This window comes from Kiloniella sp. (assembly GCF_965205715.1).
Classification (GTDB): Bacteria; Pseudomonadota; Alphaproteobacteria; order Kiloniellales; family Kiloniellaceae; genus Kiloniella.
Map to the genome: position 1 here is coordinate 856,245 of NZ_CBDBHW010000013.1, position 22,269 is coordinate 878,513.

The following is a 22,269-nucleotide window of genomic DNA, read 5'->3' on the forward strand; positions in this document are numbered from 1 at the left end:
AGCGAAAGTATAATTTAGTTTTTTTATTAGGGAAAAGCTGCAGGTGTTTGGTAATCGGGATGAGTGAGAGCCAGAACTTTAAACAGGGTCCCCATTTCATTTGCATCGGTCAAGCGATGCTCTGCCGATGTAATATCAACGATTTGTTCATCCGTACCGGTTTTACGTAACATTTCTGCCCGCTGTTCAATGCCTAGCGAGCGTAAGAAATCACCTTGAGTTATGGGGCCGTGAGCTGCGACGCCCGCATTTAAGGCTGTCGTGACGAGAGTTGGGAAATCTACCAGTGCAGAAATATCAGCGGTACCAGGCTCTTGCAATACGGGATGCTTCTTGTGTGCTTTCACCGCTTGAAGAGTGGGTTGGGCGGTTGGAATATCCCAACCATAATCTATGAATAAAGCAGCCCCACCGTGTTCTAGAATGTGGTGAGAGATCATATCTGTAATAGTCGAGGCGATGGGCGACAGCTCAATAACAGCCCCTTCAGGAGCGGTTCGTAAGCTTTCAGGTAGTAGCGATTCTATTGCTTTAGAAGCTGGTGAGAGAGTGAAGTTAAGCTCTTTTTCATCTTCACTGAGTGTGATTAAGCGCTCACTCCATCCTTCGGGTGATCGCTCAAACTGTTTGATTGGCAGCGCGTCAAAAAACTCGTTGGCAATAAACAGTGTGGGACCTTCAGGAAGGGTGGTTAAATCAGAATGCCAAGTAACATTGAAACCGGATAGAGCTTCTTTTTGTTTTTTCTTTAGGTTGGGGCTTACTTCGATGAGGTGAACTTGTAATGTTTGGAGGAAACCTGGGACCATTCCCGCGGCACGGAGCATATCGGACATAAGTGTTCCACGACCCGGCCCCAATTCCACTAAGTTAAGCGTGGTGGGCCCCCCCATGTTATACCAGGTATCCGCACACCAAATACCAATGAGCTCGCCAAACATTTGGCTGACTTCTGGCGCTGTGATGAAATCCCCTGCGGCACCAAAGGGTTCGCCTGACATGTAGTAACCATGTTTGGGGGTAATTAGGACATCGGCCATAAAGTCCGCAATTGTAATCGCGCCCTCTAACCGAATTCGTTTGGCTAGCCGATCAAATACATTGGAATCACCCCGGTCAGCCGTCATTTTCCTTTTGATCCGCTATTTTTGGGTTTGGAATTCTTTTTCGAGGCCTTTTCTGCTTCTTTAGGAGAAATATCTTCCGGCTTATGTTCTGGCCCAATGATCTGTAGCGGCTGTTTGTAAGCGAGGAAGACCAGGCTCAAGCCTATGAGCAACATGGGGGATGATAGCAACTGTCCTATTGTCACTTCCCCAAACAAAAAACCAATGTGGGCGTCTGGCTCACGGAAGAGTTCAACGATGGTTCTTGAAAGTCCGTAGCCAATAAGAAACAGTCCCGCAGCAAGACCACGTCTCCTCAAGCCTCCGGTACGAATAACTAAATAGAGAATGAGGAAAAGCGTAATGCCTTCAAGTCCAGCTTCGTATAATTGACTGGGGTGCCTTGGAAGAGGTCCTCCATTAGGAAAGACCATCCCGATTTCGGCGGTGGTGACTCGTCCAAACAATTCGCCATTGATAAAGTTTGCCAAGCGGCCAAAAAACAAGCCTATGGGCGTAGCGCAAGCAACAATATCTGCAAGTGTGAGGAAGTGAACTTTCTCTTTTCGTGCAAAAAGAACCATCGCGGTAATGACGCCGATAAGTCCTCCATGGAAACTCATTCCTCCTTGCCAAACTGCAAATATTTCCACCGGGTTGTATAGGAAATAAGTGAAGTTATAGAAAAGCACGTAACCAAGACGCCCACCGAGGATTATCCCTAGAGTTGCCCAGACAATAAAATCGTCCATGGCAATAGGGCGCAACTGGCGGGGAGCCTGAAAGCAAAGCCAACGGCTGTAACGCCATCCGGCAAGAATGCCAAAGATATAAGCCAGGGAATACCAGCGAATGGCGATAGGACCCAGACTAATAGCGATCGGATCAACTTCCGGGTACGCCAGTGCGGCAAAAACCAATTCTTGTGTCATCGATAAGAATCTTCCTTGGCAAGGAACTCTTTGACGTAACGTGCAACGCCTTCTTCGAGAGAAGTAAAGGGGCGATCATAACCTGCAGATCTAAGTTTATTCATGTTTGCTTCGGTAAAGTATTGGTATTTATCTCGGATACTTTCCGGTGTTGGGACGTATTTGATATTTTCATTTTTGTCCATGGCATCAAATACGGCTCTGGCAAGATCTGAGAACGATCTAGCCTGGCCTGTTCCGACATTAAACAAACCATTTACTTTTGGATTATCTTTCAGCCACATCATTACATTTACACAATCATCAACAGCGATGAAGTCACGCAGTTGGCCACCATCAGAATAATCCGGGTGATGAGATTGGAATAGACGTGCTGGTTCACCTGATGTCACCTGATTGAAGAGATGGAAGGGGACACTTGCCTGTCCACCCTTGTGATACTCGTTGGGGCCATAAACATTAAAGAATTTCATGCCGGCCCATTGCGGTGGCTGAGGGGCTTTGTTTGCGATGCGGCGTACCACCCAACGATCAAAAAGCTGTTTGCTCCAGCCATATCCGTTCAAAGGGAGAAGGTTGGAGAGGTGGTCGATACTATCTCCGTCATCAAATCCATGCTCACCGCCGCCGTATGTCGCGGCAGATGATGCGTATATGAAGGGTATGCCGTGATCAGAACAAACATGCCAAAGCGATTTGCTGAGGCGGAAATTGTTATCCATCAAAGCATCGCCGTCAGTTTCTGTCGTCGCGGAAATTGCCCCCATATGGAAAACCCCTTTTAGGTGTTGGGCATTTTCTTCTAGAAATTGAGGTAGATTTTCCGGTGCAACGATGTCTTCAAGCTCATGTTTGGCAAGGTTGCGCCACTTGTCGCCCTCACCAAGCCAGTCACTAACAACAACTGCTTCGCCTTGTCCGACAAGGGACGCGACAAGATTCGAACCTATAAAACCAGCACCGCCAGTGACGAGATACATACCCAAAGCCTTCCATTACGTTCTTTCGCTTCTCTATATATGCTGTCAGTGATGCATAGAGAAGCGTCTGTTGTTATATTTTTTGAAAACTTTGTCCAATCTATGACGAACTTTGGTTGAAGCATATGGATCAACACGCCATATTAGGCGTAGAGAATAGATTCGCTGGGTCTTGTTTTTGATGTATCCAGCATCCTGAAAGGCAAAGTCATGCAAACTCAAAATCGTATCCTTGATGATCTGGCAAAGGTTGCCAGTAGTGCCATGGGTGCCGCAGCAGGAATGCGCGGCGAAGTCGAAGCGCGGATTCGTGAGCAATTCGAACGTATTCTTACTCAGATGGACATTGTTCCTCGGGAAGAATTCGATGCAATGAAAGCTGTGGCGGTTAAAGCGCGGGAAGAAGGTGAAGATCTTGCGCAAAAGGTAACATCACTGGAAGCGCGTCTTGCTGATCTGGAAGCCAACCTTAAACCTAAAGCCTCTCCATCAAAAAAAACAACGGCAAAGAAGGCTGATTAAACAGACTTCTAATCCTATAGTTGTAGGCCAAAAGCGTATTTTTTGAGCTCGAAGTTAAAAGCCTGGGTCTTTATCCCAGGCTTTTTCTTTTGTCGTTTTTACTTGAATCATAGATTCGATATGTGCCACACTACATTTGGTAGTGTGTTGCATGTTCAATTCAATATATTGAATGTTGTGATGCCAATTGTGTCTTGCTCGACTATTCTAGTGAGGGGTCAGTGCAATGAATTCAAATACGACAAATGAGCTGCTACCTTTTAATCCTATTGATACAATCGAAGAATGGGTCCTGGACTATGACTGGGACTTTGAACGTGAGGGTGATTTCGAGTTGCTGGCCGTAATCGAAGGCCACTGGAGCCCACTTCATCTCCATTTTCAGTGGCAAAGTGAATTACAAGCAATGTTTTTTGCCTGTCACGGGGAAATCGAAATTCCGCAAACTGCTTTTAGTAAGATTTGCGAGCTTTTGATTTCAGTGAACAACCAGTTATGGCTTGGTCACTTTGATTTTATTCCTGAAACCGGGGGGCCAGCCTATCGCCATACCGTTCCGTTGCGTGGTCAAGATGGTTTCAGTGAAGAACAAACGGAAGATCTGGTCGCAACAGCTATTGCAGAGTGGGACCGACTACTTCCTGCCATAAAACTGATTTCTTCAGGAGGGGATTCCGAACTAAATGCCATCGATCTTGCCTTGATGGATACGGCGGGAGAAGCGTAGAGTTCCGTTCCAGTTAAATTTAGGAATAGGACAGGCTACATGCTTAATGGTGGAACTTTGCTGCTTATTGGATGCGGCAAAATGGGTGGCGCTATGTTGCAGGGCTGGTTGGATCGTGGTTTATCCGGCTCTCAAGTAACGATTGTCGACCCATCGGCAAAGGCGAGCTATTTGGACCCCTTTAAGAAACAAGGGGTTGTTGCCGTTGAAAACTTAAACGATATTAGCGATAGCTTGTCTCCAGCTCTTGTCATGTTCGCAATCAAACCTCAGATGATGGATGACGCGATTGGTGATTATCGCCGTTTTGTAAAACCTGATACGGTGTTCTTATCTGTAGTGGCGGGTAAGAAAATTTCTTTCTACGAAGATAATCTAGGGTCGCAGGCCGCAATTGTTCGAACAATGCCAAATACGCCTGCTGCTGTTTCCCGCGGTATGACTGTTCTCTATGCCAATCCTAATGTCAGCGAAGAACAAAAGGCCGTTTGCCAAGAGTTTATGGCTGCAGTGGGGGAGACAGCATGGCTGGACAGTGAAGGGCAGATAGATGCTGTTACTGGTGTATCCGGCAGTGGCCCTGCCTACATTTTCCTGATGGCGGAATGTTTAGCACAAGCCGGTGTCGATGCGGGATTGCCGGAAGATTTAGCTCGTAAGCTCGCCCATACAACTGTTTCCGGTGCTGGGGAACTTATCCACCAATCAGATGATAGCCCCACCCAATTACGTATTAATGTGACCAGTCCGAACGGTACCACTCAAGCCGCGTTGGAAGTTCTAATGGCTGATGATGGGTTGCAACCCATTATGACCAAGGCCGTTGCTGCGGCAACGAACCGAAGTAAAGCTCTTTCCTAAAATTTCGAGGATATTAACAATAATGAGATGAAGTGTTCCTGCGGCTTCGTGAACAGTTAATCCCAATCCCGCAGGGCACTTTTTCAACTTATATGTTAATATATGGGACTTCGTTATTACAGGTGTGGAGTCAAAAGATGAAAAAGGCAGAAATACCTCAACATATCGTAAATACAGCAATGTCTTTAGCAACGGAGAAGGGGTGGCGTGACCTTTCTCTTGCGGAGATCTCTGCTTCTTCAAAAGTACCGTTATCACAGTTATACACGATATTTCCCTCCAAACTGTCAATCGTTCGCTATATTTCGGATGGTGCGGATAGCCAAACTGTCGACGATGAAGATGGTGATCGTTTGGAGCAGCCAGCAAAAGATCGATTGTTTGATCTGCTTATGAGCAGGTTTGATGCTCTCCAGCCGTATAAGCAGGGATTAACTGCGATTGCTCACGACTGTAGCCGCGACCCCCTGACTGGGATTGCCCATTTATGCAACTTACGTCGATCTATGACGCTTATACTCGAAGCTGCCGGTTTATCCACCTCAGGACTAAGAGGGGGACTGCGCATTAAGGTGCTTTCAGTGCTTTATTTAAATGTGTTTCGGACCTGGCTTGGGGATGAGAGTGAAGATCTGACAAAAACCATGTCTGCTCTGGATAAAGGGCTTGAGCGAATTGATATCTGGGCACGTCGGTGTTCAAACTCTTGTGCACCTAAAAAAACGGAACAAACGATTTAGCGCCCCTTGTGCAATCCAAATTCCCAAGACACAATCTTTTGAATTTTATGTTATTTGGATTTGGGTATGAGTGACGAAACAACCGACATTACGTTCGATGAATTTTTGAAAGTTGATATAAGAGTTGGCACCGTGATCGATGCACAGCCTTACCCCGAGGCTCGTAGACCCGCAATCAAACTTTGGGTCGATTTTGGCAAAGAGATCGGTGTCAAAAAATCTTCTGCACAGATCACACTCCACTACAATCCAGAAGAATTAATTGGTCGGCAGGTCATGGCAGTGGTCAATTTTCCTCCCCGGCAAATAGGCAAGTTTATGTCTGAAATATTGGTGCTTGGAGCTTCAGATCCAGAGGGTGGTATCGTGTTGATTGCGCCCGATAAAGAAGTTCCCTTGGGGAGCCGTATGCATTAGTGCCAAGTGCCAAGTGCCAAGTGCCAAGTGCCAAGTGCCAAGTGTTGAGTGTTGACCTATTGAGAATTGACGCCAACAAATAAAATCTAAAAAGGGAGTGTAACTCTAGCGCGAAGCCCGCCGCCAGGTGCCTCTTCTAAAGAGAGGTCGCCACCGTGATTACTGATAACATCGTTGGCGATTGAGAGACCTAAACCGATACCACCAGTGGCTTGGTTTCTCGATTGTTCCAAGCGAAAAAATGGCTTCAGCACATCGATTCGACTTTCTTCGGGGATTCCGGGACCATCGTCATCGACGGTAATTTCTAAAAGTCTTCCAAGTTGAGCCGATCTAATCTTGGCACAAATCATAACGTGATCACCATAACGTTGGGCATTAGTAACCAGATTTGTGATTGCGCGTTTAAAATTTTCTTTCCGAAGCGAGATTTCGATATTTTCCTCGATATGCAGATCTATCGGATTATTGTTTATGCCTAACTGGTGAACCAAATCTCCCAAAAGAGAAGAGATGTCGCAGCTGGCAGTTTCTTCCCGGCCCTCGCCTCTGGCAAAAGCGAGGTAACCCTCCACCATTTTTTCCATGTCAGATACATCAGCCTGTAGGTTCTTGGTGTCTTCATCATCTCCTGACATGGCGAGCTGAAGTTTCATGCGGGTAAGTGGCGTGCGTAAATCGTGGCTCACACCTGCCAGCATTGCTGTGCGATGTTCAACCTGCCGTTTAATGCGCGAACGCATCCGGATAAAAGCGCCAGATGCCTGTCTTACCTCTGTAGCACCTTCGGGTTTGAACCCCTTAACATCTCGCCCTTTCCCAAAGCTTTCAGCAGCTCTGGCGAGACGTTGAATGGGCCTGACTTGGTTTCTCATAAATATGAAAGCTACGCCAAAAGTGATGACAGAAGACCCCACCATCCACAAAATTACAAGATAGGTTGTCGAGGAGAACAAGCGCTTGCTTGGTACAAGAACAAGCAGAACACCCTCTTCTATTTGAACTTGTATCTTTACCTGATCAATCAAACTGACAGTATCAATGGTGTAGCGATATTCCTTTCTCAAATTTTTTACAATTTGATCATGAATAGCTTGGTTTAATCGTCGTTCGAGCACTGACCAGCCTGGAGACCAGTTGGTTGGAGGGAGTTCTATTCCATGATGCAAAGTTAGAGAAAGATCTGCAGTTTTTTGCATAAGCTGGAATATGTGGGCTTTTTCGTAAGGGGATTCTGCGTCCTGTAAAAGCAAAATAGAGGCTGCGATATCACCAGCCAAACCTTGAGCCAAGCGTTTGGTGACTGTTTCATAATGCCGATCATAGAACACCCATACAGAAATTGCCTGAACAAGGAGCAATGGGGTTATAATGATCAGCAGGGAGCGTCCCAAGAGAGATTTCGGGAGATACCTTTTTAAGAAAAAGGGACGCTTGCGAGGGGGCTTTTCTTCAGCATTTGAGACTGTATGAGTTTCTTGTATCGGTTCAGAAGTCATGCTTAATCCGTTTTGAGGACATAGCCGACACCACGAATGGTTTGTAAATACCTAGGGTATTTAGGGTCCTGCTCAATTTTTCGGCGCAATCTGGTAACTTGCACATCGACACTGCGGGTGTTGGATAGATCTGAACCTTCTTCAACGAGCTCGTCCCTTCTGACGGCCGATCCAGACTGTTCAGCCAGGGTCTTAAGTAAGGCGGCTTCTACATCAGTCAGGTGGATAAAGTCGTCATTGTTCCAAAGCTGTGATTTTCTGACATCAAATCTAAAGTTGCCAAAAACGACGTTCTCAGTGGGTAACTCTTTTTCAACAGGTTTGCTTTGAATTCGTTTCAATATAGCATTGATACGTAATACCAGTTCACGTGGTTCAAAGGGTTTTGAGAGGTAATCATCCGCGCCTGATTCTAAGCCACTTATTCGATCACCAGTTTCTCCCATAGCGGTGAGTAGCAGAATTGGGACATCGTTTTTTTTCCGCAATGACTGAGTGAGCTCTAAGCCCGTTTCCCCGGGCATCATAATGTCGAGTATAAGGAGATCGAATGTCAGGGATGCCAAGTGTGATCTGGCTTCCGCTGCGCTAGCAGCAGTGGTTACAACAAAACCTTGATCGCTCAGAAATTTCTGAAGAAGATTCCTTAGCCTTGTGTCGTCATCAACAACCAAAAGATGCGGATTCATATCGTGCATGTTGCCAGTATAACGCCTCGTTATGTCTTTCCCAGAGCTAATTCTGTAACCATGATGGTAGAGGGAAGCTAACTTCGTCTATCAGAAAAAAGCTTCTTTTGTTTTTTGTGAAATCTCGGGCGGTCATCTTCTTCCATCATGTTCATAAGAACTGATCTGAATCCAGCTACGGCTTCTGCACCGGATTCTTTATAGGCTCGAACAATGCGTTGGCGTTGGACATTAAATAGTTTCTCATCCAGTTCCAACCCTTTGTCTGTTAGCTCTAAAAGGCGTTGGCGACGGTCTTCGGCGCCTGGAGTTTGCTTGATGAAACCTTCTCTGACCAATTGGCTCAGGACTCGAGAAAGACTCTGTTTGGTGATTTGTAGAATCGATAACAGTTCACTAACGGTGATGCCGGGATTGCGACCAACGAAATGGATCACACGGTGGTGGGCACGGCCAAACCCATATTCAGCTAGGAGTTCATCGGGTTCTCCGGTGAAATCTCTATAGGCAAAAAAGAGTAATTCAATCGCCTGCATAATCTCCTCAGTTCGTAAGAAAAGAGGATTTGTTCCTGATTTTATGTCAGTCATGTTGACTTATCTATCGAAGCACTGTTACATAATGGCAGGTTGTTTTGATACAAATCATCAAAATTACCTGTAAACGGAAAACATATTTACCTTTTGCTGCTGATTTATTCGATCGGACGATTGAATAGACGAAAACGGTTAAAGGTGATTTGAGAGACTATACCACCTTGAACGGGAAAGCCATGACTATGCTTCCATTTGACGATCGCGACGGTTTTATCTGGTACAACGGAGAGATAATCCCTTGGAGAGATGCTAAACTTCATATTCTCAGCCATGGCTTACATTATGGAAGCAGTGTGTTTGAGGGGGAACGTGCCTACAACGGGCGCATCTTCAAGATGCAAGAACACCATGAACGACTTATCCGTTCAGGTGAATTACTTGGGTTTAAAAATCCATATTCTGTCGCTGAGATCGACCGGGCCTGTAAAGAGGTTATGGAAGCCAATAATATTGTCGACGGTTATCTACGGCCTGTGGCTTGGCGCGGTAGCGAGATGATGGCGGTATCAGCTCAACCCTCCCAAATTCATGTTGCCATTGCGGCGTGGGAATGGCCCTCCTATTTCTCTCCTGAGGCGCGTTTGGAAGGGATCCGGTTGGATTTTGCCGAATGGCGACGTCCTGACCCCGCAACAGCACCGGTCAATTCCAAAGCTGCGGGACTTTATATGATTGCGACCCTTTCAAAACATGCGGCAGAGGCGAAGGGTTACAATGATGCTTTAATGTTGGATTACCGGGGACAAATCGCCGAAGCGACTGGTGCGAATGTGTTCCTAATTCAAGAAGGCAAAATACATACACCGACGCCTGATTGTTTCTTGGACGGTATTACCCGTCGAACTGTTATTACCATGGCAAAAGAAAAGGGATATGAGGTAATCGAGCGTTCAATCATGCCTGAAGAACTAGCCCATACACAGGAAGTGTTCCTAACTGGAACAGCTGTGGAGGTAACACCTGTTCGAGAAATTGGGGAGTACAAGTTCACTCCGGGCGAGATCACAAAAGATCTCCTCCTCGGTTATGATGAGCTGGTTCGGAAACCAAGCTGATAACGAGTTGAATTTGATAAATTAAACGGGTGGCTTCAAGCTACCCGTTTTTTTGTATCAAAAATTGAAGGGTTATTTCTCAAGCCATCTGGAGGCCGCATCATCATCTGAGTCTCTAGCGTCAACCCACTTGCCACCTTCGGGTGTTTCTTCCAGTTTCCAGAATGGAGCTTTGGTTTTAAGGTAATCCATTAAAAACTCACAGCTCTCAAAAGCATCTTTGCGATGCTTGCTACAGGTGACGACCAAAACGATCTGCTCACCCGGCTCCATGCGGCCGTAACGATGAATGATTAAGCTGGCATCGAGTTCCCACCGCTGGTGGGCTTCGGCCTCAATTTCACCAAGGAGCTTCTCTGTCATGCCTGGATAGTGTTCCAGGGTCATCGCCGAGATGTTCTCATCGCTCGCAATGTCTCGTACGAGCCCAAGAAACGAGGCAACGCCGCCAATGGAGTGATTGTTCTCTGTGAGCTTTTTAAGCTCTCGTCCGACATCAAAGTCTTCTTGTTGAACTCTAATCATCTTACCCGCCTGTCACGGGTGGGAAGAGAGCAATTTCATCCCCGGTTTTAATCTCTTGATCGAGGTCTGCGTATTCCTGATTAACAGCGATACGGAGAAGATCCCGTTTCTCTAAAGCACTGGTATAATTTTCTCCAAGAGAAGGAAGCCAGTTGAGAAGATCATCAATGGTTTTGACCTCCGCGGGTGGAGCGATCTCTTCTGAAGACTTTCCAATTGAAGTACGGAGCCACGCGAAGTAGAGGATTTTCATAAGGCAATCTCGTTAAAGGGCAGGTAGGTGATGATCTGACCGGGTTCTATGGTTACCAGATCTTCTGGAAGTTCTGCAAAACCATCTGATTCACAAACTGAAGAAAGTACACCAGCACCATCTCGTGGAAACTTGTGCGCTTCCCACGCTCCATGCTCATTTTTCTTAAGGTGAACTCTAAGCCATTCACGGCGATCAATTTTTTTCTTGTGATTAAAGGCCGCGATAACGGGAAAAGAGAACGGTTCTCGATAGGTTGAACCAGATAGGATCTGGATTAGAGGGCGGACAAAATTTGCAAAGGTCACGATCACGGCAACGGGATTACCTGGGAGACCGACAAAGGCGGTTTGCCCAAGTTGGCCTAGCGCGATTGGTCGACCCGGCTTAATTGCAAGGCGCCAAGCGTGAAGACTGCCCTGTGACTCTACCGCTTGTTTGACGTGGTCTTCTTCGCCGACAGATACACCACCAGACGTGATAATGAGATCAAACTCTCCAGTCGCTTTTGAAAGAGCCTCGCTTATGGTTGGGAGATCATCGGCAAGGATACCAAGGTCAGTGACCATGCAACCTAATTTTTGCAGTAAACCTGTAATGGCGTAACGATTAGAATCATATACCTCGCCACTAACGAGGGTTTCACCAGGATTCTTCAGTTCATCTCCCGTGGAGAAAAGCGCAACGTTCAATGGCTTTTTAACTGATATCCTGGAAACACCCACGGCGGATATCAAGCCGAGATCCTGAGGTTTAAGAACATGTCCTGTTTTAAAAATGATGCTATCAGCGCTAACATCTTCACCAGAAAACCGTCTATTAGAGCCACGTTTGATGCCATGGGGAATTAAGATATTGCTCTTGTTATCTAGTTCACAATCTTCCTGCATGAGGACAGTATCCGCCCCTAAAGGCATAGGGGCGCCAGTAAATATCCGAGCTGAGGTCCCTTGTGCTAGATGGCCCTTGATCCGACTTCCGGCAGCTATTCGATCACTGATGGGGAGGAGGGTGTTCTCATTGTCATTGAGATCATCAAAATAAACGGCGTAACCATCAACTGCGGAATTGTCATGTGGCGGGACATCGCAGGCAGAGATAATATCCTGAGCCAGTACTCTCCCCAAACAGAGGGCAACCGGAAGTACTTCCTCTTCGGTTATACAATGTAGTTTCTCTTGCAGGAGGACGAGTGCTTGCGCCGTAGTCATCAGTTTGCCGCCATGGGCAAAGCAATCGTCAGTTAACTGAGCCATTAATCAGCAGCCTTTCGGATCCTGTCATTAAAATCACAAGTATTGCAGATAAAATCTGCAATCGATTCAATATCGTTGAGATCAATGACAGGCAACGGGGAATCTAAAAATTCTTCATCTGTTGCCACCCCAATTATATTGGGATCGTCCTTGTGCAGCATCCGCTTGCCCAGAGAAGGGCGGTATATTTCTAATTTTAGGTGATCTTCTTTTTTAAATCCTTCGATGAGAAGAAGGTCAACTGGAGTCATGTGCGGAATTAACTCCTGGAGTGTTGGCTCTTTCTCATCACGCAACTCGTGCATCAGGGCCCAGCGGTTTCCTGAAGCGATCATAACTTCGGAAGCGCCAGCCTCTCGGTGTTCGTAGGAATCTTTACCCGGTTTATCGACATCGAATTTATGGTGGGCGTGCTTTAGCGTAGAAACCTTTATGCCGCGATCAACTAAAACCGGAATGAGTTGTTTGAGTAAAGTTGTCTTTCCACTTCCACTCCAACCCGCTAAGCCGAATACCTTCATAACGTACCTTCTGGCGTAAAAAATTACTTAGATAGTATCTGTATAGCCATCCGTTTGATCTCTCTCCATGTTATAGATCAAATCAGTCGATGGCGACTGCCGATTAAACCAAAACTACTCAGTATTAAAGTGGTCATAGATTGATTGAGCTACAACCCGGCTAACGCCTTCAACAGCTTCTAAATCTTCTATACCTGCACGAGCAACGGCATCTGCAGAGCCAAATTTGAATAACAATGCCTTTTTACGTTTTGCGCCGATACCCGGAATACCGTCGAGAACCGACTTTAGCCGTGCATTTGACCTACCCTTGCGGTGAGTTTCAATGGCATAGCGGTGTGCTTCATCTCTTAGTCGCTGGATAAAGTAGAGCACGGGATCCTTGGGGTCGACCAGAAAAGAGGGACGGTTCGGGAGAAAGATACGCTCCCGTCCAGCATTTCTATCCTGTCCTTTGGCAATGGCAACGATGGGGATGTCACTCAACCCAAGCTCTTCCAGAACCTCGATCCCAACTGTTAACTGGCCTTGTCCGCCATCCAATACCAGAAGACCCGGCCATTGATCCGTTTGACGGTCGGGATCTTCTTTCAGACTACGTGATAGGCGACGGGTAAGGACTTCGCGCATCATCGCGTAATCATCACCACCGGTAAAGGCTGCTTCTGATTGTATTTCCAGGTGTGGTTCTGAGGGCTTATCGCTCTCAGGGGCTTTGTCTCCCCGGATCTTGAACTTTCGATAAGCTTTTTTTGTGAAGCCCTCTAATCCAGCGACAATCATGCCACCATAGGCCTCTGACCCTTGAGTGTGACTGTTATCGTAAACTTCTACGCGCTCGGGTGTTGAATCCAAAGACAGCATATCCGCGAGGCCTTCTAATAATCGTCTCTGGCTTGCGCTTTCCGCCATTCTTCGGGCAAGCGCTTCCCGGGCATTAACCGTTGCGTTTTCAATTAGTTTTCTTTTTGCGCCGCGCTGAGGTTGATTTATTTCGACCCGATATCCGGCCTTACTTGATAGAGCTTCAGATAATATCAGTTGTTCTGGTAATTTGTGACTAACCATGACCAGTTTTGGGACGGGTTTGTTGGTATAGAACTGGGCGATAAAGGACGTAAGGACTGTTTCAGGATCAATGGTTTTATCGTGGCTAGGAAAGTAGGAGCGGTTTCCGTAATTCCGGCCAGCTCTGAAAAAGAACACCTGGATGCAGGACTGGCCGGCTTTTTCAAATAACGAAAAGACGTCGGCGTCATCTATTTCAGCAACGTTAATTTCCTGTTTGGACTGGATGCTGGTAAGGGCCCGGATACGGTCTCTATAAACTGCTGCTTGTTCATAGTCCTGCTCACCAGCTGCTTCTTGCATCTTGAGAGCCATTTTCTTTTGGAACTCCATCGATGATCCGCTCAGGTAGCTTTCAGCTTCCTTTACATGAGAGGCATAGTTGTTGAGAGATACTCGCCCCACACAGGGGGCAGAACAGCGCTTGATTTGGTACATTAAGCATGGTCGCGTTCGGTTGGTGTAGACGCCATCGCTGCAGGATCTCAATAGAAAAGCCTTTTCGAGAGCGGTGATGGTTTGATTTACAGACTTCACGTCTGCAAAAGGCCCAAAATAACGGCCATCTCTTTTTTGCACACCACGATGTTTTGTAATCTGAGGAGCTTCGTGGTCCCCCGTAATCAATATATAGGGAAATGATTTGTCATCTCGTAGAAGGACGTTGAAGCGCGGCCCCAGGCGTTTGATCAGGTTGCTTTCCAGGAGCAAGGCTTCAGCTTCGGTATTTGTTTGGACAATCTCCATCGATCTGGTCTCGGATACCATCCGTTTTAGCCGATAGGGGAGTTGATCAACCCGAGTGTAGGATACGACCCGCTTTTTTAAATTTTTGGCCTTACCGACATAAAGCGCGTCGCCCTCTTTGTTGAGCATTCGGTATACGCCCGGAGAACCGGGAAGGGTTTTGACAACATTTTGTATTGCAAGGGTGCCAATTTCGATATTGCTGGATGAGCCAGCTTCACTATCGGGTGCTTTGTTGGATGGATCCCATGTAATCGCGGCTTCTGATAACCCTGAAAGCTGATCAGTATTCTCTTCTTCAGAAGTGTTGATTTTATCAATTTCGTGTATTGCCATGGCTGACCGCTTTCCACCCTGAGATAGATCTTTTTTACGCGGTTTATGAGGTGGTGTTTTTGTCATGGCTCAAATTTAAATTGGTCCTGGGAGAGACACATTCCTCTATTAATAAATCGAGATACGGTAACAGTAGCCGTAATTCCATAACGAAGCACGCCTACAGGTAATAAATGGACATTCACAGGGAACAGGTCAAGAACACTTTATTAACGCAAAAAGGTGACTCTGGAGAACATCAAGGATTCGTGAGGAGACTGGTTGAACCAGTGATTTTCATCAGAAATTATATCCACGATTCCTGTGGATAACTTTGTGGCTATCTTGTGTGCGTTTGTCTATACCCCTTGAAAACACTAGTGTTACATTAAGGTGATTAAAAAATAGGCATATTTTTTAAGTTATTGAATTTGTTGTGTTATTCAAAGTCAACGCTCCTATATGGAAAAAAAATTGTTTTTTTTGGTCTTGACCATTACAGAAAGATTTCTCCTGTGCACAAGTGGATCGAATTTCAGAGCAATCTTGTTGATTTGTCTAGATTCTCTTTATGGCAATAGCCAATTCCCGAACGAATCTGAGGTAAAAATCGTACTAATATTGTACAAACGAAAACGGTTAATAATTGAATTGCAAACGATGGAATCAAAACAGGGCCAGAAATGTTATTTCTGACCCTGTTGTTATAGCAAACAAGATTTTTCTTAAGAGCGTGTTCTTGTGATCTCAATCCCAACGCCAGCGACATCAGGATAGCGATCCAACTTCTCAATGCGCATGTGTACGATTTTTATCCGGTCATCAAAAAAGCAGGTTTCAGATATGTCGTTTGCCAGGGTTTCTAGAAGTTTGACCTTAGTTTCCAGACACACATTACGAACCTTCTTAACCAGTACGCCGTAATTGATCGTTTCGTCAATTTCATCGTTAATAACAGGAACCGGGTTAAGGGTAAGTTCGAGAGTTAGTTTTAATCTCTGAGGGCGGAGACGTTCTTCTTCTGTTAGGCCAATATGGCAGCTAAGAGAAAGATCCCGTACGACCAGTTTTTGCTCTGTAAGGTTGCTGTCAGTAGTCGTTTTGTTTTCGGATGCCATCTTCGACATTCCTTCTCTTTTATCTAAGGAGAAAATAACCGTAGTGAAGCGGTGTTAATTAGGCGCCAATTTACGCTCTGTGATAACAGAGGTCAAAAGGCAATTGTATTGGGCATAGTGGCCACCGTTTATTCTCGTGGGACTAGGCTACAAAGAGCTTATCTTTGAATTGATACAGAATGTAAGCTGCGTAAAGTGCAATAAAGATAACGCCTTTTAGACGGCATATTTTCCCTGAATGACACATCGCAGGAATTACCAGCAGGCTAACACCAGCCATTACCCACATATCAAATTGCAAGATAGCTGGAGACACGGTGAAAGGAGATACAATTGCAAGGACGCCAAGAATCAACAGTAGGTTAAAAATGTTTGATCCCAATGCATTCCCAAGAGCAACTTCCGTATGACCACGAATGCCTGCGACAACGGCAGTTGCCAATTCTGGGAGAGAGGTTCCAAGAGCAACCAGTGTAACCCCAATAACGGTTTCTGATACTCCAGCGGCCCGAGCGATTGTCTCTGCACCATCTACAAGTAATTCAGAGCCGATAATTAATCCTCCAACACCAAGCAATAGCAGGAACACGGCTAAGGGGATGGATCCTGGAGCTGCTTCTAACTCTTCCGCGAGTTCTGGGTCGGCTTCCTCTTTTGGATTACACTTTTTCTCACGGTAATAACTACGCCAAATATAAAACGTCAGCAAAGCGAGCATAAATATCCCATGCCAAATGGTGAAAACACCAATGAGCGCAAAGATGATGAAAAGAGCCGTCGCAATTAGCATTGCTATTGCATCACGCATCACATCACAGGGCTTTGTGACCAAGGGAGAGATTAGAGCGCCAACCCCAAGGATCAATAGAATATTCGCGATATTTGAGCCAATGACGTTCCCCACACCAATATCGGTGGCACCTTCTAATCCCGCGGTTAGTGTCACCATTAACTCTGGCATAGACGTGGCGCAGGCAACGATAGTTAAGCCGATGAGCATGGGGGAAATTTCAAGTTTACGAGCAATTCCTATTGCACCACGGAGAAGAATCTCACCTCCTACTGCTAGGAGAACGAGGCCACCGCCTGCTGCTAGAAATGCCGTTGCTGTCATGGTTGTTTTGCTCTTCAGTTGTGCACACTTGATGGCTCACACTTAATGAAGTGAGAGAATCACAGGCCTTTAGATGCCCCTAAGGGGAGGAATTTTCAATAGGAGAAGTTCAAATATGTCAAAATTTGGGCTTATTTCTCCGAATCAGACTCTTCTACTAGGTTGAGAGAGGCAGAATTAATACAATAGCGAAGGCCTGTAGGCTTTGGCCCATCTGGGAAAACGTGGCCAAGATGTGCATCGCAGTTTGCACATAGAACCTCTACCCGGTGCATGCCGTGTGAGTGGTCTTCTTTGGCGCTGACATAACCGTCGCCAACAGGTTCGTAAAAAGAGGGCCATCCACTGCCCGAATCATACTTTGTGTTAGAATGAAATAAAGGCTCTTCACAGCAAATACAGTTATATGTACCTGGTGTTTTACAATCGTAATATTTATTGGCAAAGGCGCGTTCTGTTCCACCTTCCCTGGCAATTCGATAGGTTTCAGAATCTAACTTTTCTGTCCAATTTGTATCGCTGTTTATTTTCTTGGTCATCGATTTCTTCTCTTAAGCTCTAAATCGTTTTCTTTAACTTGTGTCGCTTGAGAGGTGATTTCAATTCCCTAAACATCAATTTGGGAATATGGATTAATGTACAACACTTTCATCGATGGTATCTAAGACTCTTGTTTTGGGAAGAAGAACAGAAACCGTTGTCCCCTTGTTTAACGTACTTTCTATTTTTAATTTAATCCGGTAAACCCCCGGCTATGCCGGGGGACTCTCAATGGTTTGACCGTTCCCACGGTCTTACATTTCTTTGTTTATTGACCAAAATAACAAAGGAATTAGCCGATGAGAGATTACAAAAGCCTTGCACATACGAGATGGGATTGTAAATACCACGTGGTTTTCATCCCTAAACGCAGGCAAAAAGTTATCTATGGCAACCTACGTCAGTATCTTGGTGAAATTTTCCATGAACTGGCCGGGCATCGCGAAAGTAAGATTGAGGAGGGCCATTTGATGCCGGATCACATTCACATGTGTATCAGCATACCGCCCAAACATGCTGTTTCAAAAGTCGTTGGATACCTAAAAGGAAAAAGCGCGATTGCCATAGCTCGAAAATTCAAAAATAAAGCACGGAATTTCAAGGGTGAAAATTTTTGGGCCCGTGGATATTTCGTCTCAACTGTAGGGCTCGATGAACAGATGGTGAGGGAGTATATCAGAACGCAAGAAGAGCGTGATAAGTACTTTGACCAAATGGATATATTCAATCCATAACCGCTTTAGCGGTTCCCAATTTGCCCCTTTAAGGGGCTCACCCGCTTAAGCCCCCGGCTTTGCCGGGGGTCATTTAACTCGCCGTCATGAGCCGCGACTAATCTAGATGCAATATATAATCCTAATCCCACACCTTTTCCTGACGCCCATGAAGAGCTAGCGGCCTGTGTGAAAGCCTTACACACATCCTCAAGCCGATTGTCGGGAATTCCAATGCCAGTATCTTTTACTGAAAAAATGATGTTGTGAGCTTTGTCAAAATCTATGGATAAGGAAATAGAACCGCCATTTGGAGTGTACTTTATGGCGTTACTTATGAGGTTGATCAGGATCTGTCGGAAGCGCCGAGAATCTCCCCTCAAGGATATGCCAGTCACGTTATTTTGAACAGTGAAGGTCTGGTCTTTTTTCATTGTTTCGAGTTCAAATGTAGCTTGGCAATATTCGACAATGTGATCGTGCAAAAAATAACCCTCAAAAAGGTTTAGTTCACCGCTATCAATCGTGTGATCGTGCAATAAATGTTGTAGAAGCATCGTTATTTTGAACAGTGAAGGTCTGGTCTTTTTTCACAATATTCGACAATGTGATCGTGCAAAAAATAACCCTCAAAAAGGTTTAGTTCACCGCTATCAATCGTAGAAGCATCCAGTAACTCGTTTATGAGCTCTAATAAATGTTGTGCACTACAATGAATATCTTTGAGAGCAGAAGCCTGTTTGTCGTTTATTACCCCATATATTTGATGAACAAGCATATCTGAAAAGCCGATAATTGCATTTAAAGGGGTGCGAAGCTCATGGCTCATGGTGGCCAGGAAATTCCCTTTTGATTTATTCGCGTTTTCAGCTTCTTGCCGAGCAAGGGTGAGCTTGTGTGTTCTTTCGCATACACGTTGTTCTAAATCTAAATTTAGTCGGCGGAGTTCTTCTTGTGCTTTCACTCTTTCGGTAATGTCTTCCTCGGTGGCGACGATGACTTTTTCGCCTGAAACCGGGTCCAGACCAAATTCTGCCGTTAGGGTATGCCAACGATAGCCAAAGGCTGTTAAGATTTTAATGTCCCGACAAAAGCGTTTCTCGGTTTCTTGCCTATTTAGAATATTCTCTATGATATTGGGGTCATTGTAACGTTCTTCGAGAGTGGTAGTGGGTTTGCCTTTAATGTCATAAACCCTTGCGGCTGAAGGGTTTTGAGCAAGTAGTTTACCGTCACTGCCAAATGTGCTGATCATCAATGGCGTATGCCTGACAGCTTCAAGAATTCGTTTCGCCCTATGATCCAATTCTTCTCTTATTTGTGGACTTGCCTCAATTAATACCGCTCTTTTCCCATTTTCAATGAGAATGGGTGTGAAAGTAACAATAACCATCTTAGGATGGCCTTTGGGATAGAGGGTCCAATTTTCTTCAACCCGCTCTCCTTGTGACGTATTTGAGAATATTTCCTCTAACCTACGCCGTACAGAATTCGAATCACTTGAAAAGTCACGTGCGATCAGAACAGTGAGTGATTCTGCTTCCCAGAATTTGAGCGCTGATTCATTGCCCCACCAAATTTTATGGTCATCAATGTCGAAGACCCAAATGGCAGTGCTGAGCCTGTTAAAGGCAGATAAATCCTGCCAATAATGAAATTCAGGCAGGTGTTCTGTGACAGTGAGCGTCATATGTTTATCCAAGTATTTGGCTCAGAATATCATTGTATATGAAAAAAAGGAAGTACAACCACGGAGTTGGCTTGATGCTGAAGCTGTTACTTGTAGGTGTGTTGGATGAGGTCAGGACTTCCCTTTTCGGCCTCTTTTGTACTTTTTGCTTTTAGATTTTGCCTCAGCCATGGCCATTTGATCCGATAGGTTCGAATTCGGAGAATTCGCTATTCCGAGCTCATCGTCTTGAAGTTTTTTGATTTCATCCCGCATTCTGGCTGCTTCTTCAAACTCCAGGTCAGCAGCTGCTTCGTGCATACGTTTTGTCAAATCATCGATATAAGACTTCAAGTTATGGCCCACCATATGGGGGGCACTTGAGTCTTTAAGGTCTACAGTAACGTGATCGCTTTCATAGACAGACCCGAGAATGTCATCAATTTTTTTGCGAACAGATGCCGGCGTAATACCATGCATTTCGTTGTAGGACTGTTGTTTTTCTCTACGTCGATTTGTTTCTTCCAGCGCCCGGGTTAGAGAGCGTGTCATTTTATCGGCATAAAGAATTACTTTGCCATCCACGTTACGCGCGGCACGGCCAATTGTTTGGACAAGAGCGGTCTCAGAACGAAGGAAGCCTTCTTTATCCGCATCAAGAATACATACCAGACCGCATTCAGGTATATCCAGGCCCTCGCGGAGCAGGTTGATGCCAACCAGAACATCAAAGATGCCTTTTCTAAGGTCGCGGATGATGTCTATGCGCTCAAGGGTATCGATATCCGAGTGGATATAACGGACCTTTAAATTTGCCTCGTGGAGGTATTCTGTAAGATCTTCAGCCATGCGTTTAGTCAGAGTGGTGACCAGTATACGCATGTTGCGACTGACAACGTCCTGACACTCTTTAATAAGGTCATCAACCTGAGTTTCGATTGGTCGTATTTCACAAACGGGGTCAAGCAAGCCCGTAGGTCGGATAATCTGTTCCGCAAAAACACCGTCGGTTTCGTTTAATTCCCAGGGACCAGGTGTCGCGGATACAAATACGGTTTGGGGACGCATAGCCTCCCATTCCTGAAATTTGAGCGGACGGTTATCAATACACGAAGGTAGGCGGAAACCAAATTCGGATAGATTGGATTTACGGGCAAAGTCACCATTGTACATGCCGTTTAGCTGACCAATTGTGACGTGACTTTCATCAACAAAAAGAAGGGCATTATCCGGCAGGTATTCAAATAGGGTCGGTGGTGGCTCGCCAGGAGCGCGACCAGTGAGATATCGCGAGTAATTTTCAATACCTGCGCAGGCGCCAGTGGCCTCTATCATTTCAAGGTCAAAAATCGTTCGTTGCTCAAGCCGTTGAGCCTCTAGGAGTTTGTTTTCTTCATTGAATTTTGCGAGTTGGACTTTCAGGTCGGCCTTGATGCCCTTGGCCGCTTGGAGCAGGGTTGGGCGTGGTGTTACGTAGTGGCTGTTGGCATAAACTCTAATACCTTCAAGCTCTGCCGTTTTTTCGCCGGTAAGGGGATCAAATTCCTGTACCGTTTCAATTTCATCGCCGAACATAGAAACCCGCCAAGCACGACTTTCATAGTGTGCAGGGAATATCTCAAGTGTATCGCCGCGGACTCTAAAAGTGCCGCGGCCAAAAGCGATGTCGTTACGCGCGTATTGTAACTCGACCAATGATTTTAAGATGTCGCGCATATCGACTTCTTGACCGACCTTGAGGCCTAAAGTCATCTGAGCGTAAGTTTCGGGTGAGCCAATACCGTAGATGCACGATACTGATGCCACGATGATAACGTCATCCCGTTCAAATAAAGCTCGGGTGGCCGAATGGCGCATCCGATCGATTTGCTCGTTTATAGAGCTATCTTTTTCGATGTAGGTGTCCGTTCGGGCAACGTAGGCCTCTGGCTGATAGTAATCGTAGTAAGAGACGAAGTACTCAACCGCGTTGTCCGGAAAGAAACCCTTCATTTCGGTGTAAAGCTGAGCGGCGAGGGTTTTGTTATGGGCGAGAACCAAAGCAGGTCTTTGTAGCTTCTGGATTGTCTGCGCCATGGTAAAGGTTTTGCCCGAACCAGTTACACCTAGAAGGACCTGACTTCTTTCGCCTTCGTCTAGGCCGCCGCAGAGTTCCTTGATCGCTTGAGGTTGATCCCCCGATGGCGAATATTCTGATTCAAGACGGAAAGGCTTTGAATCATCTTTAAAGAAACTGTCTGTTGCGCGTTCAATCAGCGAAGAAGTCATTTGTGTTCTCGGTATCGGCTTGGAAACTGTTGATGTAG

The 22,269-nt window shown here is 45.7% G+C and carries 24 protein-coding genes; 7 read left to right on the plus strand and 17 right to left on the minus strand.

Annotated features, from left to right (window positions below; all coding sequences use genetic code 11):
• Window positions 1–26 precede the first annotated feature (26 nt).
• The 3 genes from ACOGW3_RS15400 to rfaD are packed head-to-tail and all read right to left on the minus strand — an operon-like array spanning window position 27 to window position 3,018.
• A complete protein-coding gene (locus ACOGW3_RS15400; protein ID WP_419903793.1) occupies window positions 27–1,127 on the minus strand; it encodes a class I SAM-dependent methyltransferase in 1,101 nt (366 codons plus the stop codon).
• Window positions 1,124–2,038 carry a prolipoprotein diacylglyceryl transferase gene (gene lgt, locus ACOGW3_RS15405; protein ID WP_419903794.1) on the minus strand — a complete coding sequence of 305 codons (915 nt, stop codon included), beginning with the start codon at window positions 2,036–2,038 and terminating at the stop codon, window positions 1,124–1,126. The genes ACOGW3_RS15400 and lgt overlap by 4 nt, the downstream gene beginning before the upstream one ends.
• Window positions 2,035–3,018 (minus strand): ADP-glyceromanno-heptose 6-epimerase, encoded by a 984-nt coding sequence (gene rfaD, locus ACOGW3_RS15410; protein WP_419903795.1) that lies wholly within the window; start codon window positions 3,016–3,018, stop codon window positions 2,035–2,037. Before rfaD ends, lgt begins: the two co-directional genes overlap by 4 nt.
• Before the next feature lie 210 nt (window positions 3,019–3,228).
• Between rfaD and ACOGW3_RS15415 the strand changes: the two genes are divergently transcribed.
• The 5 genes from ACOGW3_RS15415 (at window position 3,229) to ACOGW3_RS15435 (ending at window position 6,285) form a co-directional block, all read left to right on the plus strand.
• Complete coding sequence (locus tag ACOGW3_RS15415; RefSeq protein ID WP_419903796.1) at window positions 3,229–3,540, plus strand: accessory factor UbiK family protein; 312 nt, start codon at window positions 3,229–3,231, stop codon at window positions 3,538–3,540.
• Between the two features lie 226 nt (window positions 3,541–3,766).
• On the plus strand, window positions 3,767–4,267 hold the full coding sequence (locus ACOGW3_RS15420; RefSeq protein WP_419903797.1) for a YbjN domain-containing protein: 501 nt from the start codon (window positions 3,767–3,769) through the stop codon (window positions 4,265–4,267).
• Between the two features lie 39 nt (window positions 4,268–4,306).
• A complete protein-coding gene (gene proC / locus ACOGW3_RS15425) occupies window positions 4,307–5,128 on the plus strand; it encodes a pyrroline-5-carboxylate reductase (protein ID WP_419903798.1) in 822 nt (273 codons plus the stop codon).
• A gap of 137 nt (window positions 5,129–5,265) precedes the next feature.
• On the plus strand, window positions 5,266–5,868 hold the full coding sequence (locus ACOGW3_RS15430) for a hypothetical protein (RefSeq protein ID WP_419903799.1): 603 nt from the start codon (window positions 5,266–5,268) through the stop codon (window positions 5,866–5,868).
• A 66-nt stretch (window positions 5,869–5,934) separates the two neighbouring features.
• Complete coding sequence (locus ACOGW3_RS15435) at window positions 5,935–6,285, plus strand: tRNA-binding protein (RefSeq protein WP_419903800.1); 351 nt, start codon at window positions 5,935–5,937, stop codon at window positions 6,283–6,285.
• Window positions 6,286–6,371: 86 nt separating this feature from the next.
• Here the strand turns inward: ACOGW3_RS15435 and ACOGW3_RS15440 are convergent, their stop codons facing one another.
• The 3 genes from ACOGW3_RS15440 to ACOGW3_RS15450 form a co-directional block, all read right to left on the minus strand.
• The gene (locus tag ACOGW3_RS15440; RefSeq protein WP_419903801.1) at window positions 6,372–7,784 is read right to left on the minus strand and encodes an ATP-binding protein; all 1,413 of its coding nucleotides are present in this window, start codon (window positions 7,782–7,784) and stop codon (window positions 6,372–6,374) included.
• A 2-nt stretch (window positions 7,785–7,786) separates the two neighbouring features.
• Window positions 7,787–8,482 (minus strand): response regulator, encoded by a 696-nt coding sequence (locus ACOGW3_RS15445; RefSeq protein ID WP_419903802.1) that lies wholly within the window; start codon window positions 8,480–8,482, stop codon window positions 7,787–7,789.
• 68 nt (window positions 8,483–8,550) lie between these two features.
• Complete coding sequence (locus ACOGW3_RS15450) at window positions 8,551–9,063, minus strand: MarR family winged helix-turn-helix transcriptional regulator (protein WP_419903803.1); 513 nt, start codon at window positions 9,061–9,063, stop codon at window positions 8,551–8,553.
• Window positions 9,064–9,245: 182 nt separating this feature from the next.
• Here ACOGW3_RS15450 and ACOGW3_RS15455 point away from each other — a divergent pair, with 182 nt between their 5' ends.
• Window positions 9,246–10,124, plus strand: coding sequence for a branched-chain amino acid aminotransferase (locus ACOGW3_RS15455; RefSeq protein WP_419903804.1), 879 nt, complete (start codon window positions 9,246–9,248; stop codon window positions 10,122–10,124).
• A 72-nt stretch (window positions 10,125–10,196) separates the two neighbouring features.
• On the opposite strand, the gene ACOGW3_RS15460 is transcribed toward ACOGW3_RS15455, so the two are convergent.
• From ACOGW3_RS15460 to msrB, 8 genes are all read right to left on the minus strand, one after another.
• A complete protein-coding gene (locus ACOGW3_RS15460) occupies window positions 10,197–10,649 on the minus strand; it encodes a molybdenum cofactor biosynthesis protein MoaE (protein WP_419903805.1) in 453 nt (150 codons plus the stop codon).
• A gap of 1 nt (window position 10,650) precedes the next feature.
• Window positions 10,651–10,902, minus strand: a complete 252-nt coding sequence (gene moaD, locus ACOGW3_RS15465; protein ID WP_419903806.1) for a molybdopterin converting factor subunit 1 — start codon at window positions 10,900–10,902, stop codon at window positions 10,651–10,653.
• Complete coding sequence (glp, locus tag ACOGW3_RS15470; RefSeq protein WP_419903807.1) at window positions 10,899–12,158, minus strand: gephyrin-like molybdotransferase Glp; 1,260 nt, start codon at window positions 12,156–12,158, stop codon at window positions 10,899–10,901. The genes moaD and glp overlap by 4 nt, the downstream gene beginning before the upstream one ends.
• A complete protein-coding gene (gene mobB, locus ACOGW3_RS15475) occupies window positions 12,158–12,679 on the minus strand; it encodes a molybdopterin-guanine dinucleotide biosynthesis protein B (RefSeq protein ID WP_419903808.1) in 522 nt (173 codons plus the stop codon). Before mobB ends, glp begins: the two co-directional genes overlap by 1 nt.
• A gap of 114 nt (window positions 12,680–12,793) precedes the next feature.
• The gene (gene uvrC / locus ACOGW3_RS15480) at window positions 12,794–14,830 is read right to left on the minus strand and encodes an excinuclease ABC subunit UvrC (RefSeq protein WP_419903809.1); all 2,037 of its coding nucleotides are present in this window, start codon (window positions 14,828–14,830) and stop codon (window positions 12,794–12,796) included.
• 704 nt (window positions 14,831–15,534) lie between these two features.
• Window positions 15,535–15,927 carry a dihydroneopterin aldolase gene (locus ACOGW3_RS15485; protein ID WP_419903810.1) on the minus strand — a complete coding sequence of 131 codons (393 nt, stop codon included), beginning with the start codon at window positions 15,925–15,927 and terminating at the stop codon, window positions 15,535–15,537.
• 142 nt (window positions 15,928–16,069) lie between these two features.
• Window positions 16,070–17,041 carry a calcium/sodium antiporter gene (locus ACOGW3_RS15490; RefSeq protein WP_419903811.1) on the minus strand — a complete coding sequence of 324 codons (972 nt, stop codon included), beginning with the start codon at window positions 17,039–17,041 and terminating at the stop codon, window positions 16,070–16,072.
• A 131-nt stretch (window positions 17,042–17,172) separates the two neighbouring features.
• Window positions 17,173–17,580 carry a peptide-methionine (R)-S-oxide reductase MsrB gene (msrB, locus tag ACOGW3_RS15495; protein ID WP_419903812.1) on the minus strand — a complete coding sequence of 136 codons (408 nt, stop codon included), beginning with the start codon at window positions 17,578–17,580 and terminating at the stop codon, window positions 17,173–17,175.
• A gap of 300 nt (window positions 17,581–17,880) precedes the next feature.
• Here msrB and tnpA point away from each other — a divergent pair, with 300 nt between their 5' ends.
• Entirely contained in the window at window positions 17,881–18,315 is a 435-nt protein-coding gene (gene tnpA, locus ACOGW3_RS15500; RefSeq protein WP_419901154.1) for an IS200/IS605 family transposase, read from the plus strand.
• A gap of 5 nt (window positions 18,316–18,320) precedes the next feature.
• On the opposite strand, the gene ACOGW3_RS15505 is transcribed toward tnpA, so the two are convergent.
• The 3 genes from ACOGW3_RS15505 to uvrB all read right to left on the minus strand — a co-directional run bounded on the left by ACOGW3_RS15505 (window position 18,321) and on the right by uvrB (window position 22,231).
• Window positions 18,321–18,779 carry a sensor histidine kinase gene (locus ACOGW3_RS15505; protein ID WP_419903813.1) on the minus strand — a complete coding sequence of 153 codons (459 nt, stop codon included), beginning with the start codon at window positions 18,777–18,779 and terminating at the stop codon, window positions 18,321–18,323.
• Window positions 18,780–18,853: 74 nt separating this feature from the next.
• Complete coding sequence (locus ACOGW3_RS15510) at window positions 18,854–19,984, minus strand: histidine kinase dimerization/phospho-acceptor domain-containing protein (RefSeq protein WP_419903814.1); 1,131 nt, start codon at window positions 19,982–19,984, stop codon at window positions 18,854–18,856.
• A gap of 111 nt (window positions 19,985–20,095) precedes the next feature.
• Complete coding sequence (gene uvrB / locus ACOGW3_RS15515; protein WP_419903815.1) at window positions 20,096–22,231, minus strand: excinuclease ABC subunit UvrB; 2,136 nt, start codon at window positions 22,229–22,231, stop codon at window positions 20,096–20,098.
• Window positions 22,232–22,269 lie beyond the last annotated feature (38 nt).

Bases quoted from the DNA above. Each gene is read 5' to 3' on its own strand.
- ACOGW3_RS15400 (WP_419903793.1), bottom strand. From the start codon at position 1,127: ATGACGGCTGACCGGGGTGATTCCAATGTATTTGATCGGCTAGCCAAA.
- lgt (WP_419903794.1), bottom strand. From the start codon at position 2,038: ATGACACAAGAATTGGTTTTTGCCGCACTGGCGTACCCGGAAGTTGAT.
- rfaD (WP_419903795.1), bottom strand. From the start codon at position 3,018: ATGTATCTCGTCACTGGCGGTGCTGGTTTTATAGGTTCGAATCTTGTC.
- ACOGW3_RS15415 (WP_419903796.1), top strand. From the start codon at position 3,229: ATGCAAACTCAAAATCGTATCCTTGATGATCTGGCAAAGGTTGCCAGT.
- ACOGW3_RS15420 (WP_419903797.1), top strand. From the start codon at position 3,767: ATGAATTCAAATACGACAAATGAGCTGCTACCTTTTAATCCTATTGAT.
- proC (WP_419903798.1), top strand. From the start codon at position 4,307: ATGCTTAATGGTGGAACTTTGCTGCTTATTGGATGCGGCAAAATGGGT.
- ACOGW3_RS15430 (WP_419903799.1), top strand. From the start codon at position 5,266: ATGAAAAAGGCAGAAATACCTCAACATATCGTAAATACAGCAATGTCT.
- ACOGW3_RS15435 (WP_419903800.1), top strand. From the start codon at position 5,935: ATGAGTGACGAAACAACCGACATTACGTTCGATGAATTTTTGAAAGTT.
- ACOGW3_RS15440 (WP_419903801.1), bottom strand. From the start codon at position 7,784: ATGACTTCTGAACCGATACAAGAAACTCATACAGTCTCAAATGCTGAA.
- ACOGW3_RS15445 (WP_419903802.1), bottom strand. From the start codon at position 8,482: ATGCACGATATGAATCCGCATCTTTTGGTTGTTGATGACGACACAAGG.
- ACOGW3_RS15450 (WP_419903803.1), bottom strand. From the start codon at position 9,063: ATGACTGACATAAAATCAGGAACAAATCCTCTTTTCTTACGAACTGAG.
- ACOGW3_RS15455 (WP_419903804.1), top strand. From the start codon at position 9,246: ATGACTATGCTTCCATTTGACGATCGCGACGGTTTTATCTGGTACAAC.
- ACOGW3_RS15460 (WP_419903805.1), bottom strand. From the start codon at position 10,649: ATGATTAGAGTTCAACAAGAAGACTTTGATGTCGGACGAGAGCTTAAA.
- moaD (WP_419903806.1), bottom strand. From the start codon at position 10,902: ATGAAAATCCTCTACTTCGCGTGGCTCCGTACTTCAATTGGAAAGTCT.
- glp (WP_419903807.1), bottom strand. From the start codon at position 12,158: ATGGCTCAGTTAACTGACGATTGCTTTGCCCATGGCGGCAAACTGATG.
- mobB (WP_419903808.1), bottom strand. From the start codon at position 12,679: ATGAAGGTATTCGGCTTAGCGGGTTGGAGTGGAAGTGGAAAGACAACT.
- uvrC (WP_419903809.1), bottom strand. From the start codon at position 14,830: ATGGCAATACACGAAATTGATAAAATCAACACTTCTGAAGAAGAGAAT.
- ACOGW3_RS15485 (WP_419903810.1), bottom strand. From the start codon at position 15,927: ATGGCATCCGAAAACAAAACGACTACTGACAGCAACCTTACAGAGCAA.
- ACOGW3_RS15490 (WP_419903811.1), bottom strand. From the start codon at position 17,041: ATGACAGCAACGGCATTTCTAGCAGCAGGCGGTGGCCTCGTTCTCCTA.
- msrB (WP_419903812.1), bottom strand. From the start codon at position 17,580: ATGACCAAGAAAATAAACAGCGATACAAATTGGACAGAAAAGTTAGAT.
- tnpA (WP_419901154.1), top strand. From the start codon at position 17,881: ATGAGAGATTACAAAAGCCTTGCACATACGAGATGGGATTGTAAATAC.
- ACOGW3_RS15510 (WP_419903814.1), bottom strand. From the start codon at position 19,984: ATGACGCTCACTGTCACAGAACACCTGCCTGAATTTCATTATTGGCAG.
- uvrB (WP_419903815.1), bottom strand. From the start codon at position 22,231: ATGACTTCTTCGCTGATTGAACGCGCAACAGACAGTTTCTTTAAAGAT.